This is a genomic window from Pelomonas parva (assembly GCF_043555835.1).
GTDB classification, from domain to species: domain Bacteria; phylum Pseudomonadota; class Gammaproteobacteria; order Burkholderiales; family Burkholderiaceae_C; genus Pelomonas; species Pelomonas parva.
Genome location: NZ_JBIGHV010000003.1, coordinates 379925 through 401976 on the forward strand (window position 1 = coordinate 379925; position 22052 = coordinate 401976).

A 22052-nucleotide genomic window follows, 5' to 3' on the forward strand; every position below is an offset into this window, starting at 1 on the left:
GCTCGTGAAGATCCTGATCGGCGCCGCGGGCAGCCTCGGCGACACGCTGCCCTTCGTGGCGCTGGGCCTGGCGCTGCAGCAGCGCGGCCATCAGGTGCACTTGTTCGCCAGCGAGAGCTATGCGGGCCATGCCGCCGGGCTGCCGTTCACGGCGGTGGCGAGCGTGGCCGAGACCGACGCGCTGCTGCGCGACCCGCGCGTGACCGACCCACGGCGCGGCATGGCGCTGATCGGCGAAGCCTTCGCCGCCGGCCTGCCGCGCGCCTTCGAGGCGATGCGCGCCGAGGTCGTGCCCGGGCAGACGCTGGCCGTGGGCAGCACGCTGGCCTTCGCGACCCGGCTGCTGAAGGACGCACTGGGCGTGCCGACCGCCACGGTGCACCTGGCGCCGGCGGTGCTGCGGTCGGTCCAGCAGCCGCCCCGCCTGGGCCCGAACGGCACGCTCGACAAGCTGCCCGCCGGCCTGCAGCGCGCCGCGTGGTGGCTGATCGACCGCCTGGTGCTGGACCGCTTGTTCACGAAGCCGTTCAACGACTACCGCCGCCAGCTCGGCCTCGGCCCCGTGGACCGCATGTTCGGCGCCTGGCTGCACCAGGCCGACGCCACGCTGGGCATGTTCCCGCCCTGGCTCGCCCCACCGCAGGTCGACTGGCCCGCCGGTCTGGTCTGCACGGGATTTCCGCTGTACGACAACGGCGAGGCGCACCCGCTGCCGGCGGCGCTGGAGGCCTTCCTCGCGGCGGGCGAGCCGCCTGTCGGCTTCACGTCGGGCACGGCCAACGCGACGTCGCACGGCTTCTTCGCGGCGTCCGCCGCCGCGTGCGCGCTCAGCGGCCGGCGCGGACTGCTGATCACGAAGGTGGGCGCGCAGTTGCCGGCGACGTTGCCGCCCGGGGTGCTGCATGTGCCCTACGCGCCCTTCAGCCAGCTGCTGCCGCGCCTGGCGGCGTTCGTCCACCACGGCGGCATCGGCACCACGAGCCAGGCCCTGCGCGCCGGCGTGCCGCAGCTCGTGCGGCCGATGGCGTATGACCAGTTCGACAACGCGCACCATGTGCAGCGGCTCGGCGTCGGGCAGCGGCGGCGGCCGGCGGATTACGCGCCGGCCACCGTCGCGCGGGACCTGGACCGCTTGACCCAAGACCGCACACTGCAAAGGCGCTGCGCCGAGGTGGCGTCGTTGTGCAGAGCGGATGTGGATGCGCTGGCGATGGCGTGCGACGCAGTGTTAGCCCTCGCCCGGCGCGGCTAGGAGGCTGTGCTTACCGGCCAGAACGCAGACCGGCGACCACGGCCTCAGCCGACTGCTGCCGAGCCGCCTGCGCCACTTCCTTCGTCACGATGGTCTGGCCGATCGGGGCCAAGGCCAGGCCGGCCAGCTTCAGATGCTGGATGCCGAAGGGAATGCCGATGATCGTGATGAAGCAGACCAGCGCCGACCCCACATGGCCGAGCGCCAACCAGAGCCCCGCAAAGATGAACCAGACGATGTTGCCGAGCAGACCCAGGCCGCCGGTGCCGATGTCTTCCTGACCGGTCAAGGCCTGGCGGCTGATCGCCTCCTTGCCAAAGGGCAGGAACGCGAACTGGCCAATGACAAAGCAGGCCTTGCCCCAGGGAATGCCGACGATGGTGACAAAGGCGACCAGCCCGGCCAGCCACCAGCCCAGGCCCATGAAGAACCCACCCAACAGCAGCCACAACACATTGCCGATCGCGCTCATTGCAGTTCTCTCCCTGTGAAACATGCTTGCGGGCCTGGTCTGCCCGGCCTGCATTCAATCCGATCACGAGTGCCGACAGTCTTTCAGCTGCGGGCGGCGTCGCCGACGATTGCAGTTGCGCAAGGGTAGCCGTCCGAGACGGTCAAACCCTTGTGTCGCAAGCGATATGTCCATCGCGGGCAGGACGGCAAGCGCTACCGGCCAGGAGCAGTCATCAGCGCCCAGCTGGTTTGCGAAGGCAAACATGGCCGCTCGGGACAGGTTGGGTTGCCACAGCCGTGAGGGAAATTCCACCGTTGCGCCGGGTTCGCACGGCTGGCAGAGTCGCGCCGACGAACGCCGCTTTCCACATCAATTTAATGACACCCCGCTCGGTCTGCCGGACGAATTTCCTATGCTGCACATGGTCTTGGCGCGAATCAAGTGGACTTGGTTAAGCAGCAGCCGGTGGAGTTATGAAGCAAGATGTGCCGGATAAACTAGTAGTTGGGCATCTCAATAGGACTCCCATGCATCATTACATCGTCCTACTGTCGGACCTTAGCTATCAACTTGGCCTTATCGGCATTGCGGAGTACGAAGAGCGTCTTGAAATAGCGTATTGGCTATCTACGAACGGAGATGGCAAGCCCGATCCCCGAACTGGCCAGCATGAAGAGCCGAAACGTCCGCGTGAAAATGACGAAAGACGCGAAAACGGTGGCGCACAGGGCCAAGGAGATTCCGGTTCAGGTAACGCCCCAGACGAAGATCCGAGCGACCGATGGCCGCGGTTCCTCGCGTTCAATAAGTGGATGTTCACGGTTGGAGATCGGGACTGTTACCCGTCAGTGCCCCACGGACACCTTCATCGAAAGACGAATGAGTGGCCAAAGCTAAATCCATATACGGGCCGAGTTTTTGCTGACATGCATGATGAAGATGCATCCTGTCGCTTAACCAAAGCTGAAATGAAGGTGCTCTGGAACGACGAGGATTTTGTGGAGCACTGTCGCAAGCAGGTGCTTTGGTATAGCGATTTCGCACCGGACTACGCATTTCCCCGCGCTCGATTTGGAAAACTTCGCTTCCCAAAATGGTAGCCCGATGCCCATCCCATCATTCCACCGGACCTTGCGCATAAAGCCGCGCAAGTCCGGTGAATTCCAACTACAAGGGCTTCCCCAGTAATTCAAGCCAAACGAATCCCGGATGGCCCGCCTTGCGGGCCACTCTTTCTTCTGCTTTTCCATTCAAGACTTCAACCGTGGGCGCGGCGAGCGCTGGCGAGAACAACAAGGTGCGGACTGGCCAAACTACAAACGGTCATTGATGCGGCGCTTGTTTGCCGCGGACCCTGATGAAGGACGCACGCGGGGGACCCATTCGTTAGCCGGCAAGTCTTGCGCAGCCCTTGAGCTCATCGGTCACGCCCCGCGCAGGTCCAAACCTGTTGTCATCAACGCTTGCCGTCACACGGCGGTGGTTCTGTGTTCCTTCGGGTCAATGGGTGGAATAGATGCCGCCTCAGGCAGGCAACGCAAACGCCTCGTCGCGCCGCAACACGGCCCAGGCCATGCGCGCGTTCTTGGCCGCAATCGCCACCACCGCACGCCAATAGCCTCGCCGCTCGGCCAGCGCCACGGCCCAGCGGCTGATCGGATCGTCCTTCTTCTTGGCCGCCGCCAGCAACGCCTTGGCACCCAGCACCAGCAGGCTGCGCAGGTAGGCGTCACCGGCCTTGGTGATGCGGCCGAGCCGGGTCTTGCCACCCGAGCTGTACTGCCCCGGCGCCAGGCCCAGCCAGGCTGCGAACTGGCGCCCGCAATCGAAGTCGTGCCCATTGCCAATCATGGCCAGCAGGCAGGTGGCGGTGGTGGGACCCACACCGCCGAGCTGCATCAGCCGCTTGGCTCGCTCGTCGTCCTTGGCCATGGCCTGGATGTGCGCGTCGTACTGCGCAATGCACTCGTCCAGCCGGGTGACCTCGCTGAGCAGGTCGCCGATGACGGTGTTGGCGTAGCCCGGCAGGTCTTCCAGGCATTCGCAGGCCCGGCGGCGCACTGTGGCGGCCTTGAGCGGCAGCACGATGCCGAACTCGCTGAGCAGGCCGCGGATGCGGTTGAGCGTGGCGGTGCGCTGCTCGACGAACCCCTGGCGGGTGCGGTGCACCATCAGGCGCGACTGCTGTTCGAGGTTCTTGAGCGGCACGAAGCGCATGTGCGGGCGCTGGATGGCCTCGCAGATCGCGGCGGCGTCGGCCGCATCGTTCTTGCCGCGCTTGCCCGTCAGGCGGTAGGGCGCGACGAACTTCGGCGCGATCAGACGCACGGTGTGGCCTGAGGCCTGGAACAGCCGCGCCCAGTGGTGGGCGCCAGAGCAGGCCTCCATGCCGACGACGCAGGGCGGCAGGCTGGCGATGAGCTCATGGAGCTTGTCGCGCGGCACGGCCGGCCGAACCAGCTCGGCCTTGCCGGCCTCATTGACGCCGTGCACCGCAAAAACGTTCTTGGCGAGGTCAATACCTACGGTCAGAATCGTCATGGACTTCCCTTTCCGAAAGAGTTGATGAGAGATCGCACTTCCCATCGTGGCACTTGGTTGCCGGTTGCCGCAACGCGGCTAGTTCGGGACGGGGAAGTCCCTTTCATTCGTTAAACCGCAAACCAATGACATCACCGTACGAGCCAAGTCCAGATTTCGAGGCAGTGCTACGGCTTCAGACGGAACTGAAGTCTGAATCACCTCGCGGCATCGTATTGATCTCGGCCGCGATGCTGGAAGAAGCACTACGCGAATTGCTGGCTGGATTTCTTGTCCCCAATGCCTCATCGACTGACACGATCCTTGACGGGGCAACCGCGCCTCTTGGCCGGCGCGTTCAGTGCAAAGATCGATGCCGCGTATCGCTTCGGCCTTGTAAGCGACAAGTTTTGCCGCGACTTGCACCTGATTCGACGTATCCGGAACGATGTGGCCCATAAACCGCAGGGATTCAAATTTGAAGACGCGAGCGCGCGCGACAGAGTGCTAGCCCTATCAAAGTCGCACGGGCTCTTTGAGCGCAGTCCAAAGTGGGTCGCAAGTACAGGGCAGCCAAGTTTGCAAGCTCAGTTTCTTGAAGCGGCCACTTGGATGCTGTTTTTCCTTTCGGCTGAGCGTGAGCGCGCTAAGTCGTTAAAGGCTAGACCTCCGGAGTTCGGCTACTTTGCGACCATGGACGAAGAGTCGGGGTTGCCAAAGAATGCGGTCTAACCTGGCATTGCAGCGGACGGCTTCGCCGCCCGCTGAACTTCGACGTTATGGCTCAAAAATGCTCCGTGGCGTGATGATGGTTTTTGTCTGTGCGATGGCGCCTCTGTCGGCGGCTGCATTTGACGTCGCATGTCCAGAGAAAATCCTTACGACACAAAAACTCGCTGGACGCGAAAATGGTTGGGCTGGATTTGATCCGGGTCCATCGCATGCGTATGTTTCCGGGATTTCAATATATGACGGCCATCCAAATGACATGGTGCGACTGAAGCCAGATGACGAAATGGCAAAGGAGCAGATTTGGAGTTTTTTAAAGGCGCCACCAAACGCAAAGCCTCTCTATGTTATGTGCGACTATCACCTTACTAGAGTAGGCTTCATTAGGTCGCTTCCAAAAGGTATTAAGAAGTGCACGGTGAAGAAGACTGGGCTGCTTCGGTGCGAAGTTCATGAGCCATAACCTTTAATTACAGCGGCCCTGCGCCAGCTACGCTGGCTGGTCCGCTGAATTCAAACGTTTTGCCACACAGGAGATACGCCGTGGCGATTCCAGAAAATGCGCAATACATCTGGTCTGCATACTCGACTGCACAAGGTGGCATCGATGAAGCCCGCTTCTACGAGGCCTTCAGCTTCGGAGATTCCGACGCCATGGCGGACGAACTTGGGCAACTGGTGCTCGCAGGTGTCAAGCGAGCCACAGCAGGTTCTGTCTGGTCGTATGAATCGTCAGGGAAAGCCATTCCCAAGCGAGGTGATCTCAGCGTTGTCATGGATTCAAAGGGACGAGCACTTTGCATCATCGAAACCATGCAAGTCGATGTCATGGCGTTTGATCAGGTCTGCGCAGAGTTCGCCGCCACAGAGGGCGAAGGCGATGGGTCGCTCGCCTACTGGCGAGAGGCCCACCTCGCCTACTTCACCAGGGAATGTGAACGCTCAGGGAGGAACTTCAGCTCCAGCATGGCGATCGCGTGTGAACGGTTCAAAGTCGTCTACGCTCCGCCCGCGCCAAGTGCGGCATAACCCGTCGTTGATCGTCAGCTTGACGGCGCCTCATCGGTCCCTGTGGTGGTTGCGCGTTGAGTCGAGAGCACCCGTTCGCCCCTCCGGGCACCAGACATTCGCGGCGCGTTGGCGCGGTGAACGGCGGCCAGACTTCTTGGCGGGCTGGTTCACCCCGACAGCGGTCACCGCTTCAAGGCGAGCACGCCCCTGCCGATAACCCGCAGGTGACGATGAAAAGCATGCTCGCGCTGATGCTGGCCAGCGCCTGCTTCCACGCGCGGGCCGCCGACCTGCCGCCCTGCGACAAGGCAGTGCGCTTCACTGCGGCCTGGTTCGCCGACCCGGAAGTCGACACCACCAAGCCGGCCGCCGAACTGACGAAGATCGGCGCGGGCGTCAGCCACAGCGGTACGCAACTCGGCCACGTCGTTGTCGAGACCAAGCTGGCCGTGACGCCGCAGACCATGTGCCAAGGCGTCGTGGTGCGGCTTGACTACATCAAACCGGTGCTGCGCGTGGCCAGCGAGTTCCCGCCAGGCAGTTGTGCCTATGCGCGGGTGATGAACCACGAGCAGACGCATGTGCGCATTCACCGCGACATCGCGCGCCAATTCCGCGAGCTGACCTATCCCTGGAGCACGGGCAGCAATAGCGCCGCCATCCTGGCCTACGCAAAGCTGGAACTCGACCGCCTGATGCAAGCCCAGGTGCGGTTCGACAGCCCCGAGGAGTACGCCAAGAACTTCAGCGCATGCGGCGGTGAGATCACGCGGCTGGTGAAGCCGGCGGCGCCGACCAGGCCGGAGCAGACACCCCGTTGAGGCGGATCACTTTCCGCGAGGCTTGATGACCCGCTGCACCGCCGCTATCGACCGGCGCGCAACCTGTAAATCTCCTCCAGCAGGTCCACCACCAAGGCCGCCAGCTCCGGGTTGGCGTCGAAGTCCCGCTCGATGGCCAGCAGCCGGCGGGCGCGGCTCAGGTGCAGGCTGGCGAAGCGGCGGTCCTCCTTGCCTTCGCCGCAGCAGCCAAGCAGGCCGGCGTCCAGCCGCTGGCTCAGCCACTGCGCGTCGACCCCGCACGCGCAGGCGAGCTCGTCCAGCGTCAGCGTCTGCTCGTCGATGACGACGCCCACCAGCACCGGGTCGTCGCTCACGCTGCACCCTCGGCACGAGGCTGGAACTCGCGGCCCAGCGCGGCGGCCATGGTTTCGTAGACCGCGCGGGCGCCGGGCAGCGTGGACGGCGGCAGCATCACCGCGACCTCCAGCACCATGTCGCCGGCCGGCTCGCCCGCCAGGCCGCGCCCCTTCAGGCGCAGGCGCTTGCCGTGCGGCGTGTCCGGCGGCACGGTCACGCTCACCGGCCCGGCGGGCGTGCCGGCCGTCACGTCGCCGCCCAGCGCGGCCTCCCAGGGCGCGAGCGGCAGCGCCTCGTGCACGTCGCGCCGCTGCGGCTGCGGGCTGTCCTTGAACTGGATCTCCAGGTAGAGGTCCCCGGCCGGCGCGCCGCCCTGGCCCGCCGCGCCCTGACCGGCCACGCGGATGTGCTGGCCGGCGCGCACGCCCTTGGGAATGCGGACCTGCACGGTGCGGGTGACGACGGCGCGGTGGCCCTGGGTGTCCGGCGCCAGCGTGCGCACGGTGACCGAGCGCACCGCACCGGCCTCCGCTTCGGCAGCGGCAATCGCCAGCTTCACATGCTCATCGGCGCCGCGCGCAGGTTTCACATCGGCGGGCTCGGGCTTGGCGGCGCGGCCGAACATGCTGGTGAAGAAGTCGCTGAAGCCCTCGCCGCTGCGCCCGGCGGTGGGCGCGCCGTCGTACTGGAAGCCCTGCTGCCAGTCGCTGGGCACCTCGCGCGCCGTGCCGCCGTCCACCGGCTTGGTGGCCGCCTGCAGCGCGCGCTGGCGACGCCGCACGCCGTCATAGGCCACGCGGCGCTGCGGGTCCGACAGCGCTTCGTAGGCCTCGTTGATCCGGGCCATCGCGGCATGCGCGTCGGTGGCGGTGTTGATGTCCGGGTGCAGCAGGCGGGCCTGCCGGCGGTAGGCCTGCTTGATGGCTGCGGCATCTGCGTCGGCAGCGACGTCCAGGAGCTCGTAGTAGTCCTCGAAGCGCATCGCGACTGTCCCCGGCTGTTGAAGCACCAGTATGAAATCCCGGCGTGGCCGCGCAGTGGGACGAAGCCGGCTTGGCGCGGCGACGCTGCGCTCGCGCCCTTGTCGGACAACACACCGCCGACCTGTCGGCAAGCGCCGCGAGCGCGCTGCGACCCGCGGCGACGCACTCGCAGAGCGTTACGCTTTTCAGATGGACATCACGCCCGTCAAAGCCCCGCCCCCGCCCACCGACACGGTGGCCGGCCCGCCGCCGGCCGAGGCGCCCCGCCTGCACGTGCCGCTGCAGGTGCGCAGCCTGGCGCTGGTGGTGCTGGCCCTGTTGGCGGTGCTGTACACGATGCGCTGGGCCAGCGCCGTCATCGTGCCGGTGCTGCTCGGCCTGATGCTGAGCCACGCCCTGGGGCCGCTGGTGGACCGCCTGGAGCGGCTGCGGCTGCCGCGCGCGCTGGGTGCTGCGGTGTTGCTGATGAGCCTGGTGGGCGGTTTCGGCTGGACGGCGTATTCGCTGAGCGACGACGCCACCGAGCTGCTGGACGCGCTGCCGGCAGCGACCGCGAAGGTGCGCGCCGCCATGGCGGCGAACCGCCCCGGCAGCAACAGCCCGCTGGCCCAGGTGCAGAAGGCCGCCACGCAGCTGGAGCAGGCGGCCACGGCGGGCGGGCCGGCGGCGACCACCGTGCCGCGCGGCGCCACGCGGGTGGTCATCGAGCGGCCTCATTTCAACCTGCACGACTACCTCTGGACCGGCACCATGGGCCTGCTGGCCTCGCTGGGCCAGGCCACGGTCGTGGTGTTCATCGCCTTCTTCCTGCTGGCCTCGGGCAACCACTTCCGGCGCAAGCTCGTGCACCTGGCCGGCCCCACGTTCGCCGAGCGGCGGCTGACGGTGCAGACGCTGGACGAGATCGGCACGCAGGTGCAGCGCTATCTGCTGGTGCAGGTCATCACCAGCGTCGTGGTGGGCGTGGCCACCTGGCTGGCCTTCCTGGCCGTGGGGATGGACCATGCCGCCGTCTGGGGCGTGGTGGCCTTCGTGCTGAACTTCATCCCCTACGTCGGCGCCATCGCGCTGCTGTTCGCCTGCGGCCTGATGGCCTTCGTGCAGTTCGGCAGCGTCGACATGGTGCTGCTGGTGACGGGCATCTCGCTGGGCCTGCACATCCTGTCGGGCAACCTGCTGATGCCCTGGCTGAGCAGCCGCACCAGCCGCATGAACGCCGTCACCGTGTTCGTCGGCGTGCTGGCCTTCGGCTGGCTGTGGGGCCTGTGGGGGCTGCTGCTGGGCGTGCCCATCCTGGCCAGCGTGAAGGCGGTGTGCGACCGGGTGGAGGAACTGAAGCCGGTCGGGGAGCTGATGAGCACTTGAGCGGCTGAGGCTCTGCACGGCCCGGACAATCCGGCCGATGCCCGACTGGTTCTCCCCCGCCCAACTCTTTGGCTACGCCGCCTTCGTGCTGGGCGTCGCCTGTTTCCTGCAAACCAACGACCGCCGCTTCAAGTGGTTCATGACGGGCGAATGCCTCGCCTATGTCGTGCACTTCACGCTGCTGGGCAACCCGACGGCGGTGGCGAGTTCGGCGATCTCCATGGCTCGCTCGCTGCTGTCGCTGCGCACCCGCTCGAAGTGGGTGGCGGTGGTGGTGATCGCGGCCAATGTGGGCTTCGGCTTGGCCATTGCCGAGAAGCCCAGCGACTGGCTGCCGCTGACGGCGTCGTGCCTGGGCACCATCGCGCTGTTCACGCTGGAGGGCGTGCCGATGCGGCTGCTGATGCTGTGCGGCACGGGGCTGTGGATCGCCAACAACGTCATCGTCGGCTCCATCGGCGGCACGGCACTGGAGATCGTCATCGCGGCGATCAACCTGGCGACCATCGGCCGCATGATGCGCGCGCGCCGGTGACGCCGGGCCATGCGGGACCCGCCACCACCTGCCAGGGACCACGACCAGGGCACGGGTGACGCGGTGCTGCGCGCCTGCGCGACCGCCCCCATGCCAAGCTGTGGCGCTCGCCCCTTACTTGCCGCCCAGCGCCGCGTCCATCTTGGCGCGGTCGATGCGGCGCTCAAAGCCACCGACGGCTGCGGCGACCTCGGGGTTGGACATCAGCTCCTGCATGGCCAGCGCGCCCAGTGTCTGGAAGGCGGTCACCATGCCGGCCTGGCCTTCCGCCTGGATGGCCTCGCGGGCCTGCACCGTGCAGCGCTCGGCCAGCAGCGCCGTGAAGAGCCTGGCCGCCGCCTCGTCGGCGCCGTCGCGGGCCGGCTGGGTCACGTTGGATAGGTCCTTGTTCTCGGGATGCGAGGCCATGGCAATGAAGATCCAGCGCGCCAAGTCCTTGCGGTCCTTGCCGGTGGTGCTGTCGCCCAGGCAGGCGGCGAGTGCCTCGGCCTTGGGGCCGGCCTGGGCCGACAGCGGCAGTGCAGCAACCAGGGACAGCAGCAGGATGGGCAGCGGAAACTTCATCGCGTCGGAATCCATGAAAGGTGGCGGGCCGGCGATTGTGAGCGCCGCTGCCCGCCCGCGATCAGCGATTCGCGGAGTAATTCACCGGCAGCCAGTCATAGCCCTTGCCGTCCGCCCGCAGCCGGCCGATGCCGGGGAAGGACACGTGCGTCACGGCCACGTAGTAGCCGTCCTTGGCGGCCGCCGCGTAGGCCCTCTCGCGGGCGGGGGCGGCGGCCTTGGGGTCGGAGTCGAACTGGATGGTCACGCCCGGCTCGGGGAACTGCACGGCGGCGACGTGCATCAGGTCGCCCCAGAACATCATCTTCTGGCCCTTGCTCTCGGCCACGTAGTTGCTGTGGCCGGGCGTGTGGCCATAAGCGGGCACGGCCTTCACGCCGGGGACGATCTCAAGGCCGGCGGCGCTGCCCTCGAAGGGCTTGAAGCGGCCCGCGTCCGCAAAGCCCTTGACCAGCGCCGCGATGGCCTGGGCACCCGCGCCGCCCTTGGCCTGCTGCTCGGGTGCCAGCCAGTGGTCGCTGTCGCGCTTGTCGACGCGCAGCGTCGCGTTCGGGAAGGCCGTGGCCGAGGCCCCACCGATGTGGTCGCCGTGCATGTGGGTGATGACGATCTCGTCGACCTGCTCCGGCGTGTAGCCCGAGGCCTTGAGGTTGGCCAGCACGCTGCCGGCGGTCGGGCCGAACAGGCCGGCGGTGCCGGTGTCCACCAGCACGAGCTTAGGCCCGGTGTTGACGAGGTAGGCGTTGACCGAGGTCTCCAGCGGCACGCCGAGGTAGGCGTTCTGCAGCGCGCGCAGCGTGTTGGCGGGTGGCTGCTGCAGCAGCTTGTCGACGGGCAGGTGCAGCACGCCGTCGGACAGCGCGGTGATCTCGAAGTCACCCAGTTGCAGGCGGTACCAGCCCGGGGCCTGGCCCTTGAGTTGCGGGCCGGCGGCGAAGGCGGTGGCAGTGCAAGCCAGGGCAAGCGCCGTGGCGAGAGCGGCGGGAAGCAGGCGCAGGGTCATCGTGGGTCTCCGGGGGTGTGGCAAAGCAGCGGCGGAGCATATCGGCGGCCTCAAAGCACAGCAGCCCCCAGGGTTAGGCGCCTCGTTTGCCCGCTGATGAACCCCGTGAATGCCCGTAAGCCGGCGTCATGCCTGAGGCCCTAGAGTCGCTCAGCCAACTGCCGGAAGTCCATGAGCGAATTCATTCTCGAAACGCAGGACCTGACCAAGGAGTTCAAGGGCTTCACCGCCGTGGACTCGGTGAACCTGCAGGTGCAGCGCGGCCACATCCACGCGCTGCTGGGCCCGAACGGCGCGGGCAAGACGACCTGCTTCAACCTGCTCACCAAGTTCCTCACGCCGACGCGCGGGCGCATCGTCTTCGCGGGGGTCGACATCACGGGCGAGACCTCGGCGCAGATTGCGCGGCGGGGGGTCATCCGGTCGTTTCAGATCTCGGCCGTGTTCCCGCATCTGACGGTGTTGGAGAACGTGCGCATCGGCTTGCAGCGGTTCACGGGCACGAGCTTCCATTTCTGGCGTGGCTTGACCGGGTTGAAGACGCTGGATGCCAAGGTGTTGTCGTTGCTGGAGCTGGTGGATTTGCGCGACATGGCGTCGCTGAAGGCGGCGGACCTGCCCTACGGCCGCAAGCGTGCGCTGGAGATCGCCACGACGATGGCCATGGAGCCGCAGCTGATGTTGCTGGATGAGCCGACGCAAGGCATGGGGCACGAGGACGTGGACCGCGTGACGGCGTTGATCAAGCGCGTGGCGGAGGGGCGGACGGTGTTGATGGTGGAGCACAACATGAAGGTCGTGGCGAGCATCGCGGATCGGATCACGGTGTTGGCGCGCGGGGCGGTTTTGGCGGAGGGGGATTACGGGACGGTGTCTCGGCATCCGGCTGTTCTTGAGGCCTACATGGGCACTGAGGCGACTGAGTTGGTGGGGGCGCATTGAGCATGCTTTTCGTTGCTCCGGCTTGGCGCCACGGTGCCGGGAGTCCGTCCCGGCGGCCGGGCGGGACTCCCGGCACCACACTCGCCACCAACCTGAAGTACCGAGCGAGCTGATACCAATGGCCACGCCCGCACTCGAAATCCAAGACCTCCACGCCTGGTACGGCGAAAGCCACATCCTCCACGGCATCAACCTGTCCGTGCAGCCCGGTCAAGTCGTCACGCTGTTAGGCCGCAACGGCGCCGGCCGCACGACCACGCTCCGCGCCATCCTCGGCCTGACAGGCGCACGCAAAGGCTCCATCAAGATCCACGGCGAAGAGACCATCCACCTCGCCACCCACCGCATCGCCCAGTTAGGCATCGGCTACTGCCCCGAAGAGCGCGGCATCTTCGCCAGCCTCACCGCCGAAGAGAACCTGCGCCTGCCGCCCCCGCTCAAATCCAAGCGCGGCAAGGTCATGAGCGAGGCAGACATCTACGCCATGTTCCCCAACCTCGCCGAGCGCAAGAACAGCCCCGGCACGCGCCTCTCGGGCGGCGAGCAGCAGATGCTGGCCGTCGCGCGCATCCTGCGCACCGGCGCCGACATCCTCTTGCTGGACGAGATCTCCGAAGGCCTCGCGCCCGTCATCGTCCAGGCCCTGGCCCGCATGATCCGCACGCTCAAGAGCCAGGGCTTCACCATCGTCATGGTGGAGCAGAACTTCCGCTTCGCCGCACCCCTGGCGGACCACTTCATCGTCATCGAGCACGGCGAAGTGGTGCTGTCTTTCCCCGCAGCCGACCTGCCGGCCCATCAGGCCCGCATGGACGAGCTGCTCAGCGTTTGAACCCACAAGACTCACACCGGAGACAACCATGAAGAAGACTCTCATCGCCGCCACCCTCGCCACTTACGGCCTCGCCGTGTCCATGAATGCACAGGCCCAGATCTCGGGCGACACCATCAAGATCGGCATCATCACGGACATGTCCGGCCTGTATGCCGACATCGACGGCCAGGGCGGCGTGGAGGCCATCAAGATGGCCATCGCCGACATGAAGGGCATGGCGGCCGGCAAGAAGGTCGAGCTGATCTTTGCCGACCACCAGAACAAGGCCGACGTGGCCGCCAGCAAGGCCCGCGAGTGGATGGACACGCAGGGGCTGGACCTGCTGATCGGCGGCACCAACTCCGGCGCCAACCTGGCCATGGCCAAGGTCGCCGCCGAGAAGAAGCGCCTCTTCATCTCCATCGGCGCCGCATCCGCCCGCCTGACCAACGAAGACTGCACGCCCTACACCGTGCACTACGCCTACGACACGGTCGCGCTGGCCAACGGCACCGGCAACGCGGTCGTCAAGAGCGGCGGCAAGAACTGGTACTTCCTGACCGCCGACTACGCCTTCGGCGCCAGCCTGCAGGCCGACACGACGGCCGTCGTGCAGAAGGCCGGCGGCAAGGTCGTCGGCAGCGTCAAGCACCCGCTGTCGGCGAGCGACTTCTCCAGCTTCCTGCTGCAGGCGCAGGGCTCCGGCGCGCAGATCCTCGGCCTGGCCAATGCGGGTGGCGACACGATCAACTCGATCAAGGCGGCCAACGAATTCGGCGTCACCAAGACGATGAAGCTGGCCGGCCTTCTGATGTTCATCAACGACGTGCACTCGCTGGGCCTGAAGGCCACCGAGGGCATGTACTTGACCGACGGCTGGTACTGGAACCAGAGCCCCGAGTCGCGAGCCTGGGCGCGCGCCTTCTTCGCCAAGATGAAGCGCATGCCGTCCATGCTGCAGGCGGCGGACTACTCGGCCGTGACGCACTATCTGAAGGCCGTCGACGCCGGCAAGACCGACGACGCTGACAAGGTCATCGCCCGGATGAAGGCCACCAAGGTCAACGACTTCTTCGCCAGGAACGGCGAGATCGGCCCCGACGGCCGCCACCGCTACGACATGTACCTGATGCAGGTGAAGTCGGCCAAGGAGTCCATCGAGCCCTGGGACTACTACAAGGTCGTGCAGAAGATTCCCGCCAACGAGGCGTACACCAAGCTCGCCGACTCGAAGTGCCCGCTGGTGAAGAAGTGATCTGAAGCCAGACCCGACATGACAGAGTTGTTCGGTATCCCGCTGCCCGCCCTGCTGGGGCAGCTGCTGCTCGGCCTGGTGAACGGCTCGTTCTACGCGATGCTGTCGCTGGGCCTGGCGGTCATCTTCGGCATGCTCAACATCATCAACTTCGCCCACGGGGCGCTGTACATGATGGGCGCCTTCCTGGCGTGGATGGGCATGGACCTGCTGGGGCTGAACTACTGGGTCATGCTGGGACTGGCGCCCCTGCTCGTCGGGCTGTTGGGCATCGTCATCGAACGGACGATGTTGCAGTGGCTCTACAAGCTGGACCACCTCTACGGCCTGCTGTTGACCTTCGGCATCACACTGGTCATCGAGGGCGTGTTCCGCAGCTTCTACGGCGTGTCGGGCCAGCCCTATTCGGTGCCCGAGCAGTTGCAGGGCGCCACCAACCTCGGCTTCATGATCCTGCCCAACTACCGGGCCTGGGTGGTCGTCGCGTCCATCACCGTCTGCCTGGCCGTGTGGGCGCTGATCGAGAAGACCTCGCTGGGCGCCAAGCTGCGCGCCGGCACCGAGAACCCCAAGCTCGTGCAGGCCTTCGGCATCAACGTGCCGCTGATGGTGACGCTGACCTATGCCGGCGGCGTGGCGCTGGCGGCATTTGCCGGCGTGCTGGCCGCGCCAATCCTGCAGGTGTCGGCGCTGATGGGCTCCAACCTCATCATCGTGGTGTTCGCCGTCGTCGTCATCGGCGGCATGGGCTCCATCCTGGGCTCCATCGTCACCGGCCTGGGCCTGGGCATCGTCGAGGGGCTGACCAAGGTCTTTTACCCCGAGGCGTCCAACACCGTTGTCTTTGTCGTCATGGCCATCGTGCTGCTCGTGCGCCCCGCCGGCTTGTTCGGAAAAGAGAAGTGATGAACAAGAAGCTGCTCGGGTATGTGGCCCTGTTCGGCGGCATCGCGCTGCTGCCGGCGCTGGGCGTCTATCCCATCTTCGTCATGAAGGTGCTGTGCTACGCCCTCTTCGCCTGCGCCTTCAACCTGCTGGTGGGCTTCACCGGCCTGCTGTCCTTCGGCCATGCGGCCTTCCTCGGCACGGCGGCCTACACCTGCGGGCATGCGCTGAAGGTCTGGGGGCTGCCGGCGCCCATGGGCCTGCTGGTGGGCGCGGGCGCCGCAGCCGGTGTCGGCCTGGTCTTCGGGCTGCTGGCCATCCGCCGCTCGGGCATCTACTTCTCGATGATCACGCTGGCGCTGTCGCAGATGCTGTACTTCGTCTTCCTGCAGGCCCCGTTCACCGGCGGCGAGGACGGCCTGCAGTCGGTGCCGCGCGGCAGCTTCCTCGGCCTTGACCTGACCCAGGACATGACGCTGTACTACGTCGTGCTGGGCATCTTCATTGCCGCTTTCTGGCTGATCTACCGCATCGTCCACTCGCCCTTCGGCCAGGTGCTGACCTCCATCCGCGAGAACGAGGCGCGCGCCACCTCCCTGGGCTACGACACCGCTCATTTCAAGCTGCTGGCCTTCGTGCTGTCCGCCGGCTTGGCGGGCCTGGCCGGCGCCACCAAGACGCTGGTGCTGGGCTTCGCGACGCTAACCGACGCGATCTGGACGACCTCCGGCTTGGTCATACTGATGACGCTGGTGGGCGGCATGGGCACGCTGGTGGGCCCGATGGTGGGCGCGCTCGTCATCATTGCGCTGGAGAACAAGATCGGCGACTTCGGCAAGCTGCTGGCCGACACCACCGGCATCGCCTGGTTCAACGGTCTGGGCGAATCGGTCAGCCTCGTCACCGGGCTGATCTTCATCGTCTGCGTGCTGGCCTTCAGGCGCGGGCTGGTGGGGGAGGCGATGGCGTTGTGGGAAAAAAGGCAGCGGGCTGCCTGAGCCCCGGCACGCAGGGCGCCGGATGTTGACTGCTGCCAACACGCCGTCAGCATTCACTGGTGAGTTAGGGGGCGCGCCGATCGGCGGCGTGGCCCACTATCGGTCTCATGTTGTTCAAGTCGCCCCGCCTTCGCTTCATCGTCACGCTGATTGTGTCGGTGCTGGGCTTCGTGCTGACACTGGACGCGCCGGTGGGCCATCTGCAGGAGGCGCCGCTGACGATGCAGGTGCCCCAGCGCTGATTCAGCCACCGCGCCTCCCCAACTTGGGGAATTTCTCCTCCCAACTTCGCCACTGAGCCTCCCTACACTCGCCGCGCACTCAGCGGAGAAACGGGATGGCATCCAGGCTTGTTCAGGGCGCAATTGCGGCCGTCGTCGTGGCGGGCGCGGCAGCCGCCGGTTGGTGGGCCACTCATCGCACGCCGGCCATGCCCAGCAGCGCCGAGATCGGCGCCGAGGAAGCGGCCTTTGCGTTCAGCGAATGCAAGGCGCGGCTGCTGGACGGCTCGCCGGCCATCGCCGTCATGTTCACGCAGGCGCTGGACCGCCGGCAGGATTTCAGCGCGTTGCTGACGGCGGCCGAGGGCACGCCTGGCGCCAAGGCCGACCCGAACGATCCCTCGTCCAAGGCCACGCCCGCCGACCCGGCGAGCTTCAAGCCGCTGGCCGCCCGGTGGGTGCTGGGCGACAACCCACGCGTGCTCTACCTGCCCTTCGCCACGCCGGACCGCGCCTACCGCATCACGATGAACGCGGGCCTGGCCTCGCACTCGGGCAACAAGCTCCCCGCCGCCCAGACCTGCGAGGCCACCAGCGAAGCCATGCCGCCGAGCTTCTACTTCGCCAGCAAGGGCCTGGTGCTGCCGGCCGGCCAGAACGGCGGCCTGCCGGTCGTCAGCATCAACACGCCCGAGGTGGACGTGCAGTTCCTGCGCGTGAAGCCCGAATCCCTGCCCGCCTTCCTGGAGCAGGTGGGCGGCCGGCGCGACCGTGGGAACTCCGACGCCAACAACGAGGACGGCGAGTATTACTACGACGGTTACGGCGACAACCAACGCCGCCTGAAGGGCACCGTCGGCGGCTGGGCGCTGGACGAGCTGCGCGCGATGACCGACAGCGTCTTCATCACCCGCTTCAAGACGGATGAGCGGCCCAACCGCCGCAACGTCAGCTTCCTGCCGGTCGAGAAGATCAAGGCGCTGCAGGAGCCCGGCATCTACATCGCCGTGATGAGCCAGCCCGGCCGCTTCGGCTGGGACTACCAGGTCACGCACTACTACGTCACCGACATCGGCCTGCACCTGCGCCGCCACGCCAACCAGCTCGACGTGTTCACGACCTCGCTGAAGAGCGGCAAGGCGCAGAGCGGCATCGAGCTGAGCCTCGTCGACGAAGCCGGCAAGGCGCTGGCCCAGGCGCAGACGGACGGGGACGGCCATGCGGTGTTCACCGGCAGCAGTGACAAGGCCCGCGCGGTGCTGGCGAAGAAGGGCAGCGAGATGTCCATCCTGTCGCTGCGCGATGCGGCACTGGACCTGTCGGAGTTCGACGCCACCGGCCACCCGTCGCGCAGCAACAAGCTGTTCGTCTATGCGGGGCGCGACCTGTATCGGCCGGGCGAGAGCTTCAACGTCTCCGTGCTGTCGCGCGACGCCGATGGCCGGGTGCCGGCCAAGCTGCTGCCGCTGACGCTCACCGTCAAGAAGCCGGACGGCAGCAAGCTGGTCGAGACATTGGTGCAGCCGGGCAAGGCGGGTCAGGGCTACTTCCAGCAGGCGATCACGCTTCCGGCGGATGCGCCCACGGGCGGCTGGACAGTCCAGGCCCGTGTCGACCCCGCCGCCAAGCAGCCCGACGCGCAATGGGCCTTCAAGGTCGAGGAGTTCCTGCCCGAGCGCATGAAGCTCACGCTAACCGCGCCCGACGCGGCGCTCACGGGCGAGGTCAACCTGCCCGTGCAGGTGCAGGGCGACTACCTCTACGGCGCACCCGCCGCCGGCAACCGGCTGCAGGCGACCGTCTCCACCGAGCGCGTCACCAACCCGCTGGGGCAGAAGCTGCCCGGCTACCTCTTTGGCGACTTTGCCGACGACAAGGCCAAATCCCGCCAGGACGTGCCCGAGCAGGAGCTGGACGCCGAAGGCAAGGCCGAAGTCGCGCTGACCGCCAACCTGTCGGAGCGCGGCTCGCCCATGCGCGTGCGCGGCGCCTTCAGCCTGCTGGAAAGCGGCGGCCGGCCGGTGGTGCGCAGCATCGAGCGCACCTGGTGGCCGGCGCCCGTGCTGGTCGCCGTGCGCCCGCTGTTCGACCGCAACGTGGCGCCCGAGGGCGGCCTGGCCGGCTTCGAGGTGGTGCGCGTGGACGCGGCCGGCGCCTTCAAGCCGGCCAAGGACCTGAAGCTCACGCTCACCTACGAGGAGCGCCAGTGGTACTGGCGTTATGACGACGGGCGCGGCTGGCATTCCGGCTTCAACACGACGGACGAACTGGTCGAGGCGCGCTCGCTGAAGCTGGCCGCCAAGACCACCGTCAGCCTGCCGGTGAAATGGGGCCGCTACCGCCTGGAGATCGAAGACCCGGAGACGCAGCAGACGCTGCGCTACGGCTTCTACGCCGGCTATGGCGCGCAGGACGCCGACGACATCGGCAACCGCCCCGACCGCGTGCAGCTGCAGCTCAAGGGCTCGCCCTTCAAACCGGGTGACACGGCCAAGCTGACCATCAAGCCGCCGCATGACGGCGAGGCCGTCGTCACCGTCGAGGGCGACCGCGTGCTGTGGAGCAAGCGCGTCGGCGTGAAGGCCTCGGGCACGGACATCGACATCCCCGTCAGCGCCGACGCCGGCTGGCAGCGGCAGGACTTGTACGTCACCGTCGCCGCCTTCCGCCCCGGCAGCCAGGGCGACCGCGTGACGCCGGCCCGGGCGCTGGGCCTGGTGCACCTGCCGATGAATCGGGAGGACCGCAAGCTGAAGGTGGTGCTGGAGGCGCCGGCCAAGACGGTGCCATCGGTGGCGCTGCCCATCAAGATCAAGGTGCCGCAGCTGGCGGGCAAGCAGGCCATCGTCACGCTCTCCGCCGTGGACGTGGGCATTCTCAACATCACCAACTTCAAGACGCCCGACCCGGCCGACTTCTTCTTCGGCAAGCACCGCTACGGCGCGGACATCCTCGACCTCTACGGCCGCCTCATCGAGAAGATGGACGGCAACGTCGCGCAGCAGCGCTTCGGCGGCGACGCCGGCAAACGCGACACGCAAAGCATGCCGCGCAAGGTGCTGCTGGTGGACTTGTTCAGCGGCCCGGTGGCGCTGGATGCCAAGGGCGAGGCGACGGTGAGCGTCAAGCTGCCGGACTTCAACGGCACGCTGCGGCTGATGGCGGTCGTGTCGAGTGCGGACAGCTATGGCTCGACGCAGGCGGACACTGTCGTCGCCGCGCCGCTGGTGGCCGAACTGAACATGCCGCGCTTCATCGCGCCCGGCGACAAGGCGACCATCGCGCTGGACGTGACCAACCTCAGCGGGTCACCGCAGGAGGTGCGGGTGGCCTTGAGCGCGACAGGGCCTGTGCGCATCACCGGCGAGGCGTCGTCGGTCAAGCTCGCCGACAAGCAGCGCCAGATCCTGCGCTTCCAGGCCGAGGCGCTGGACGCCTACGGCCTGGCGCCGATCAAGCTGACCGTCAGCGCCGGCACGCTGAGCCTCGTGCGCGAGGCCGCGCTGCAGGTTCAGCCCGTCACGCCGTTGACGCGCGAGAGCCGGCGCATCCGGCTGGAGGCCGGCGCCACGCAGGTTGTGGACAAGGCGCTGCTGGACGCCTACTGGAGCGGTTCTGCCACGCTGGCCTTGAGCGTCAGCAACACGCCGCCCATCGACATCAAGGAGCAGGTCAAGGGCCTGCTGATGTACCCGTATGGCTGCCTGGAGCAGACGACGTCCAGCGCCTACCCGCTGGTCTTCATCGACGACGAGGCGGCCAAGCGCTGGGGCATGACGCCCGTGCCCCGCGAGGAGCGCGCCAAGCGGCTGGAGGGCGCCTTCGCCCGCCTGGCCGGCATGCAGCAGGCGCGCGGCGGCTACGGCCTGTGGGCGGCCAGCAACCCGTATGAAGGCTGGCTGAGCGCCTACGTCACCGGCTTCCTGCAGGACGCCCGGGACGCCGGCTTTGCGGTGCCGGAAGGGCAGCTGAAGAAGTCGCTGGAGAACCTGACCGAGCAATTCCAGCGCAGCCCCGGCCAGCAGACCACGCCGCCCAAGGAGCCGCGCCGCAACCCTGCCGGCGCGATTGCCGACTACCGCGACGCAGAGCTGCTGCGCATCGCCCACCAGCGCTTCGCCGAGGCCGCGCACGCCGGCTACATGCTGGGCCGCGAGCAGAAGGCGCCCCTGGCCACGCTGCGCACGCTGCACGACCAGCACCGCGCCAACGCGCTGTCGCCACTGCCGCTGGTGCACCTGTCGCTGGCGCTGAAGGCCATGGGCGACGAGGCCCGCGCCAAGGTCGCCCTGGACGACGCCATGGCGCGCGGCTACGGCTACCAGGTTGACGACGGCATCTGGGGTCAGTGGCTGGGCGACTACGGCTCCCGCATCCGCGACCGGGCCCTCGCCTACGCGCTGCTGCTGCGCCACAAGGTGCAACACGACAAGCGCGAGAACCTGCTGTTCGACCTGGCCGACGACTTCGGCAAGCGCAACTACTACTCCACGCAGGAGCGCCTGGCCCTCTTCCTCGCCGTGCAGGCCGCCACCAACGGCGCCGGCAAGGACGACGCCTGGAAGACGACGCTGGCCGTGGGCACCAAGTCGGACGCGTGGGCGGGCACTGGCACCGGCCAGCAGAGCTTCGAGCTGGCCCAGCTCAAGTCCGGCCTGACGCTGAAGAACGACGGCACGGCGCCGCTGTATCTCGACGTCACGGCCCAGGGCTACCCGGTCAAGCCGCTGGCGCCAAGCAGCGAACGCATCTCGGTCGAGCGCGCGATGTTCACGACCGACGGCAAGCCCGTGACGGCGCGGCAGTTCACGACCGGCGAGATGTTCATCGTTCGCCTGCGCGTGAAGGCGGCGCAGGCCATCAAGGACGGCCTGGTGGTGGACCGCATCCCGGCCGGCTTCGAGATCGAGAACCTGAATTTGAGCCAAGGGCCGCAGGCGGGCGAGTTCACGGTGGAGGGCGTCAACGTGGCGCAGGCGAATGCGAACGAGCGCATCGTCCACACCGAGTACCGCGACGACCGCTTTGTCGCTGCGGCACGGTTGGGGTCGCAGTTGGATCTGTTCTACCTGGTGCGGGCGGTGACGCCGGGCCGGTACGTGGTGCCGGCGACGTTTGCGGAGGATATGTATCGGGCGGAGATTCGTGGGGTGGGGAAGGCAGAAGGGGAGATCGTGGTGGTCGACAAGAAGTGATCGAAGCCCGACTGATCGCGCAGCTGAAGAAGCTGCCACCGAACCGCGCGGCCGGGGTAGTGGCCTTCGTCGACTTCCTCGCCGCGCGCGAAGAGCGCGCCGAACGCCGCAGCCAGCAAGGCGGCTGATCAGCCGCCCACCATCGTGCGCCTAGCGAAGAACCATGGTGATTTTCGCCCAATGGCCA

22 protein-coding genes are annotated in these 22052 nt (G+C 67.0%); 16 read left to right on the forward strand and 6 right to left on the reverse strand.

From position 1 onward, the window contains the following. Nucleotides 1-4: 4 nt before the first annotated feature. Nucleotides 5-1252, forward strand: a complete 1248-nt coding sequence (locus ACG00Y_RS09180) for a glycosyltransferase (protein WP_394478079.1) — start codon at nucleotides 5-7, stop codon at nucleotides 1250-1252. A 10-nt stretch (nucleotides 1253-1262) separates the two neighbouring features. Here the strand turns inward: ACG00Y_RS09180 and ACG00Y_RS09185 are convergent, their stop codons facing one another. Continuing rightward, entirely contained in the window at nucleotides 1263-1724 is a 462-nt protein-coding gene (locus ACG00Y_RS09185) for a YccF domain-containing protein (RefSeq protein WP_394478081.1), read from the reverse strand. 509 nt (nucleotides 1725-2233) lie between these two features. Between ACG00Y_RS09185 and ACG00Y_RS09190 the strand changes: the two genes are divergently transcribed. Continuing rightward, complete coding sequence (locus ACG00Y_RS09190) at nucleotides 2234-2806, forward strand: hypothetical protein (RefSeq protein WP_394478083.1); 573 nt, start codon at nucleotides 2234-2236, stop codon at nucleotides 2804-2806. A 424-nt stretch (nucleotides 2807-3230) separates the two neighbouring features. Here ACG00Y_RS09190 and ACG00Y_RS09195 read toward each other — a convergent pair whose 3' ends face one another. Continuing rightward, nucleotides 3231-4247, reverse strand: a complete 1017-nt coding sequence (locus tag ACG00Y_RS09195) for an IS110 family RNA-guided transposase (protein ID WP_394478085.1) — start codon at nucleotides 4245-4247, stop codon at nucleotides 3231-3233. A 303-nt stretch (nucleotides 4248-4550) separates the two neighbouring features. Between ACG00Y_RS09195 and ACG00Y_RS09200 the strand changes: the two genes are divergently transcribed. From ACG00Y_RS09200 to ACG00Y_RS09215, 4 genes are all read left to right on the forward strand, one after another. Continuing rightward, a complete protein-coding gene (locus tag ACG00Y_RS09200) occupies nucleotides 4551-4958 on the forward strand; it encodes a hypothetical protein (RefSeq protein ID WP_394478609.1) in 408 nt (135 codons plus the stop codon). 76 nt (nucleotides 4959-5034) lie between these two features. Then, nucleotides 5035-5418, forward strand: a complete 384-nt coding sequence (locus ACG00Y_RS09205; protein ID WP_394478599.1) for an STY0301 family protein — start codon at nucleotides 5035-5037, stop codon at nucleotides 5416-5418. A gap of 80 nt (nucleotides 5419-5498) precedes the next feature. After that, on the forward strand, nucleotides 5499-5984 hold the full coding sequence (locus ACG00Y_RS09210) for an ASCH domain-containing protein (protein WP_394478087.1): 486 nt from the start codon (nucleotides 5499-5501) through the stop codon (nucleotides 5982-5984). A gap of 212 nt (nucleotides 5985-6196) precedes the next feature. Then, on the forward strand, nucleotides 6197-6787 hold the full coding sequence (locus ACG00Y_RS09215) for a hypothetical protein (protein WP_394478089.1): 591 nt from the start codon (nucleotides 6197-6199) through the stop codon (nucleotides 6785-6787). A 44-nt stretch (nucleotides 6788-6831) separates the two neighbouring features. Here ACG00Y_RS09215 and ACG00Y_RS09220 read toward each other — a convergent pair whose 3' ends face one another. After that, on the reverse strand, nucleotides 6832-7122 hold the full coding sequence (locus tag ACG00Y_RS09220) for a chaperone modulator CbpM (protein ID WP_394478091.1): 291 nt from the start codon (nucleotides 7120-7122) through the stop codon (nucleotides 6832-6834). Further along, nucleotides 7119-8087, reverse strand: coding sequence for a DnaJ C-terminal domain-containing protein (locus ACG00Y_RS09225; protein WP_394478093.1), 969 nt, complete (start codon nucleotides 8085-8087; stop codon nucleotides 7119-7121). The genes ACG00Y_RS09220 and ACG00Y_RS09225 overlap by 4 nt, the downstream gene beginning before the upstream one ends. Before the next feature lie 190 nt (nucleotides 8088-8277). On the opposite strand from ACG00Y_RS09225, the gene ACG00Y_RS09230 reads away from it, so the two are divergent. Both ACG00Y_RS09230 and ACG00Y_RS09235 read left to right on the forward strand, forming a co-directional pair. Then, nucleotides 8278-9453 (forward strand): AI-2E family transporter, encoded by a 1176-nt coding sequence (locus tag ACG00Y_RS09230; RefSeq protein WP_394478095.1) that lies wholly within the window; start codon nucleotides 8278-8280, stop codon nucleotides 9451-9453. Between the two features lie 37 nt (nucleotides 9454-9490). Beyond that, nucleotides 9491-9988: a YgjV family protein gene (locus tag ACG00Y_RS09235; protein WP_394478097.1), complete on the forward strand. Its 498-nt coding sequence runs from the start codon at nucleotides 9491-9493 to the stop codon at nucleotides 9986-9988. A 114-nt stretch (nucleotides 9989-10102) separates the two neighbouring features. Here the strand turns inward: ACG00Y_RS09235 and ACG00Y_RS09240 are convergent, their stop codons facing one another. After that, on the reverse strand, nucleotides 10103-10552 hold the full coding sequence (locus ACG00Y_RS09240) for a hypothetical protein (protein WP_394478098.1): 450 nt from the start codon (nucleotides 10550-10552) through the stop codon (nucleotides 10103-10105). Between the two features lie 61 nt (nucleotides 10553-10613). Then, nucleotides 10614-11555, reverse strand: a complete 942-nt coding sequence (locus tag ACG00Y_RS09245; protein WP_394478100.1) for an MBL fold metallo-hydrolase — start codon at nucleotides 11553-11555, stop codon at nucleotides 10614-10616. A 171-nt stretch (nucleotides 11556-11726) separates the two neighbouring features. On the opposite strand from ACG00Y_RS09245, the gene ACG00Y_RS09250 reads away from it, so the two are divergent. The 8 genes from ACG00Y_RS09250 to ACG00Y_RS09285 all read left to right on the forward strand — a co-directional run bounded on the left by ACG00Y_RS09250 (nucleotide 11727) and on the right by ACG00Y_RS09285 (nucleotide 21993). After that, nucleotides 11727-12497, forward strand: coding sequence for an ABC transporter ATP-binding protein (locus tag ACG00Y_RS09250; protein WP_394478102.1), 771 nt, complete (start codon nucleotides 11727-11729; stop codon nucleotides 12495-12497). Between the two features lie 118 nt (nucleotides 12498-12615). Then, entirely contained in the window at nucleotides 12616-13329 is a 714-nt protein-coding gene (locus ACG00Y_RS09255) for an ABC transporter ATP-binding protein (RefSeq protein ID WP_394478104.1), read from the forward strand. Between the two features lie 28 nt (nucleotides 13330-13357). Beyond that, nucleotides 13358-14566 carry an ABC transporter substrate-binding protein gene (locus tag ACG00Y_RS09260; protein ID WP_394478106.1) on the forward strand — a complete coding sequence of 403 codons (1209 nt, stop codon included), beginning with the start codon at nucleotides 13358-13360 and terminating at the stop codon, nucleotides 14564-14566. Nucleotides 14567-14584: 18 nt separating this feature from the next. Continuing rightward, nucleotides 14585-15472: a branched-chain amino acid ABC transporter permease gene (locus ACG00Y_RS09265; protein WP_394478108.1), complete on the forward strand. Its 888-nt coding sequence runs from the start codon at nucleotides 14585-14587 to the stop codon at nucleotides 15470-15472. Then, on the forward strand, nucleotides 15472-16449 hold the full coding sequence (locus tag ACG00Y_RS09270; protein ID WP_394478110.1) for a branched-chain amino acid ABC transporter permease: 978 nt from the start codon (nucleotides 15472-15474) through the stop codon (nucleotides 16447-16449). Before ACG00Y_RS09265 ends, ACG00Y_RS09270 begins: the two co-directional genes overlap by 1 nt. Nucleotides 16450-16559: 110 nt before the next feature. Continuing rightward, a complete protein-coding gene (locus ACG00Y_RS09275; protein ID WP_394478112.1) occupies nucleotides 16560-16691 on the forward strand; it encodes a hypothetical protein in 132 nt (43 codons plus the stop codon). 95 nt (nucleotides 16692-16786) lie between these two features. Continuing rightward, nucleotides 16787-21865: an alpha-2-macroglobulin family protein gene (locus tag ACG00Y_RS09280; protein ID WP_394478114.1), complete on the forward strand. Its 5079-nt coding sequence runs from the start codon at nucleotides 16787-16789 to the stop codon at nucleotides 21863-21865. Beyond that, nucleotides 21862-21993, forward strand: a complete 132-nt coding sequence (locus ACG00Y_RS09285; protein WP_394478115.1) for a hypothetical protein — start codon at nucleotides 21862-21864, stop codon at nucleotides 21991-21993. Before ACG00Y_RS09280 ends, ACG00Y_RS09285 begins: the two co-directional genes overlap by 4 nt. Nucleotides 21994-22052 lie beyond the last annotated feature (59 nt).

Excerpts from the sequence above, each read along its gene's own strand:
- ACG00Y_RS09215 (WP_394478089.1), top strand. The coding sequence starts at position 6,197 with ATGAAAAGCATGCTCGCGCTGATGCTGGCCAGCGCCTGCTTCCACGCG.
- ACG00Y_RS09270 (WP_394478110.1), top strand. The coding sequence starts at position 15,472 with ATGAACAAGAAGCTGCTCGGGTATGTGGCCCTGTTCGGCGGCATCGCG.
- ACG00Y_RS09190 (WP_394478083.1), top strand. The coding sequence starts at position 2,234 with ATGCATCATTACATCGTCCTACTGTCGGACCTTAGCTATCAACTTGGC.
- ACG00Y_RS09260 (WP_394478106.1), top strand. The coding sequence starts at position 13,358 with ATGAAGAAGACTCTCATCGCCGCCACCCTCGCCACTTACGGCCTCGCC.
- ACG00Y_RS09245 (WP_394478100.1), bottom strand. The coding sequence starts at position 11,555 with ATGACCCTGCGCCTGCTTCCCGCCGCTCTCGCCACGGCGCTTGCCCTG.
- ACG00Y_RS09255 (WP_394478104.1), top strand. The coding sequence starts at position 12,616 with ATGGCCACGCCCGCACTCGAAATCCAAGACCTCCACGCCTGGTACGGC.
- ACG00Y_RS09235 (WP_394478097.1), top strand. The coding sequence starts at position 9,491 with ATGCCCGACTGGTTCTCCCCCGCCCAACTCTTTGGCTACGCCGCCTTC.
- ACG00Y_RS09230 (WP_394478095.1), top strand. The coding sequence starts at position 8,278 with ATGGACATCACGCCCGTCAAAGCCCCGCCCCCGCCCACCGACACGGTG.
- ACG00Y_RS09195 (WP_394478085.1), bottom strand. The coding sequence starts at position 4,247 with ATGACGATTCTGACCGTAGGTATTGACCTCGCCAAGAACGTTTTTGCG.
- ACG00Y_RS09225 (WP_394478093.1), bottom strand. The coding sequence starts at position 8,087 with ATGCGCTTCGAGGACTACTACGAGCTCCTGGACGTCGCTGCCGACGCA.
- ACG00Y_RS09185 (WP_394478081.1), bottom strand. The coding sequence starts at position 1,724 with ATGAGCGCGATCGGCAATGTGTTGTGGCTGCTGTTGGGTGGGTTCTTC.
- ACG00Y_RS09265 (WP_394478108.1), top strand. The coding sequence starts at position 14,585 with ATGACAGAGTTGTTCGGTATCCCGCTGCCCGCCCTGCTGGGGCAGCTG.
- ACG00Y_RS09205 (WP_394478599.1), top strand. The coding sequence starts at position 5,035 with ATGGTTTTTGTCTGTGCGATGGCGCCTCTGTCGGCGGCTGCATTTGAC.
- ACG00Y_RS09240 (WP_394478098.1), bottom strand. The coding sequence starts at position 10,552 with ATGAAGTTTCCGCTGCCCATCCTGCTGCTGTCCCTGGTTGCTGCACTG.
- ACG00Y_RS09280 (WP_394478114.1), top strand. The coding sequence starts at position 16,787 with ATGGCATCCAGGCTTGTTCAGGGCGCAATTGCGGCCGTCGTCGTGGCG.
- ACG00Y_RS09250 (WP_394478102.1), top strand. The coding sequence starts at position 11,727 with ATGAGCGAATTCATTCTCGAAACGCAGGACCTGACCAAGGAGTTCAAG.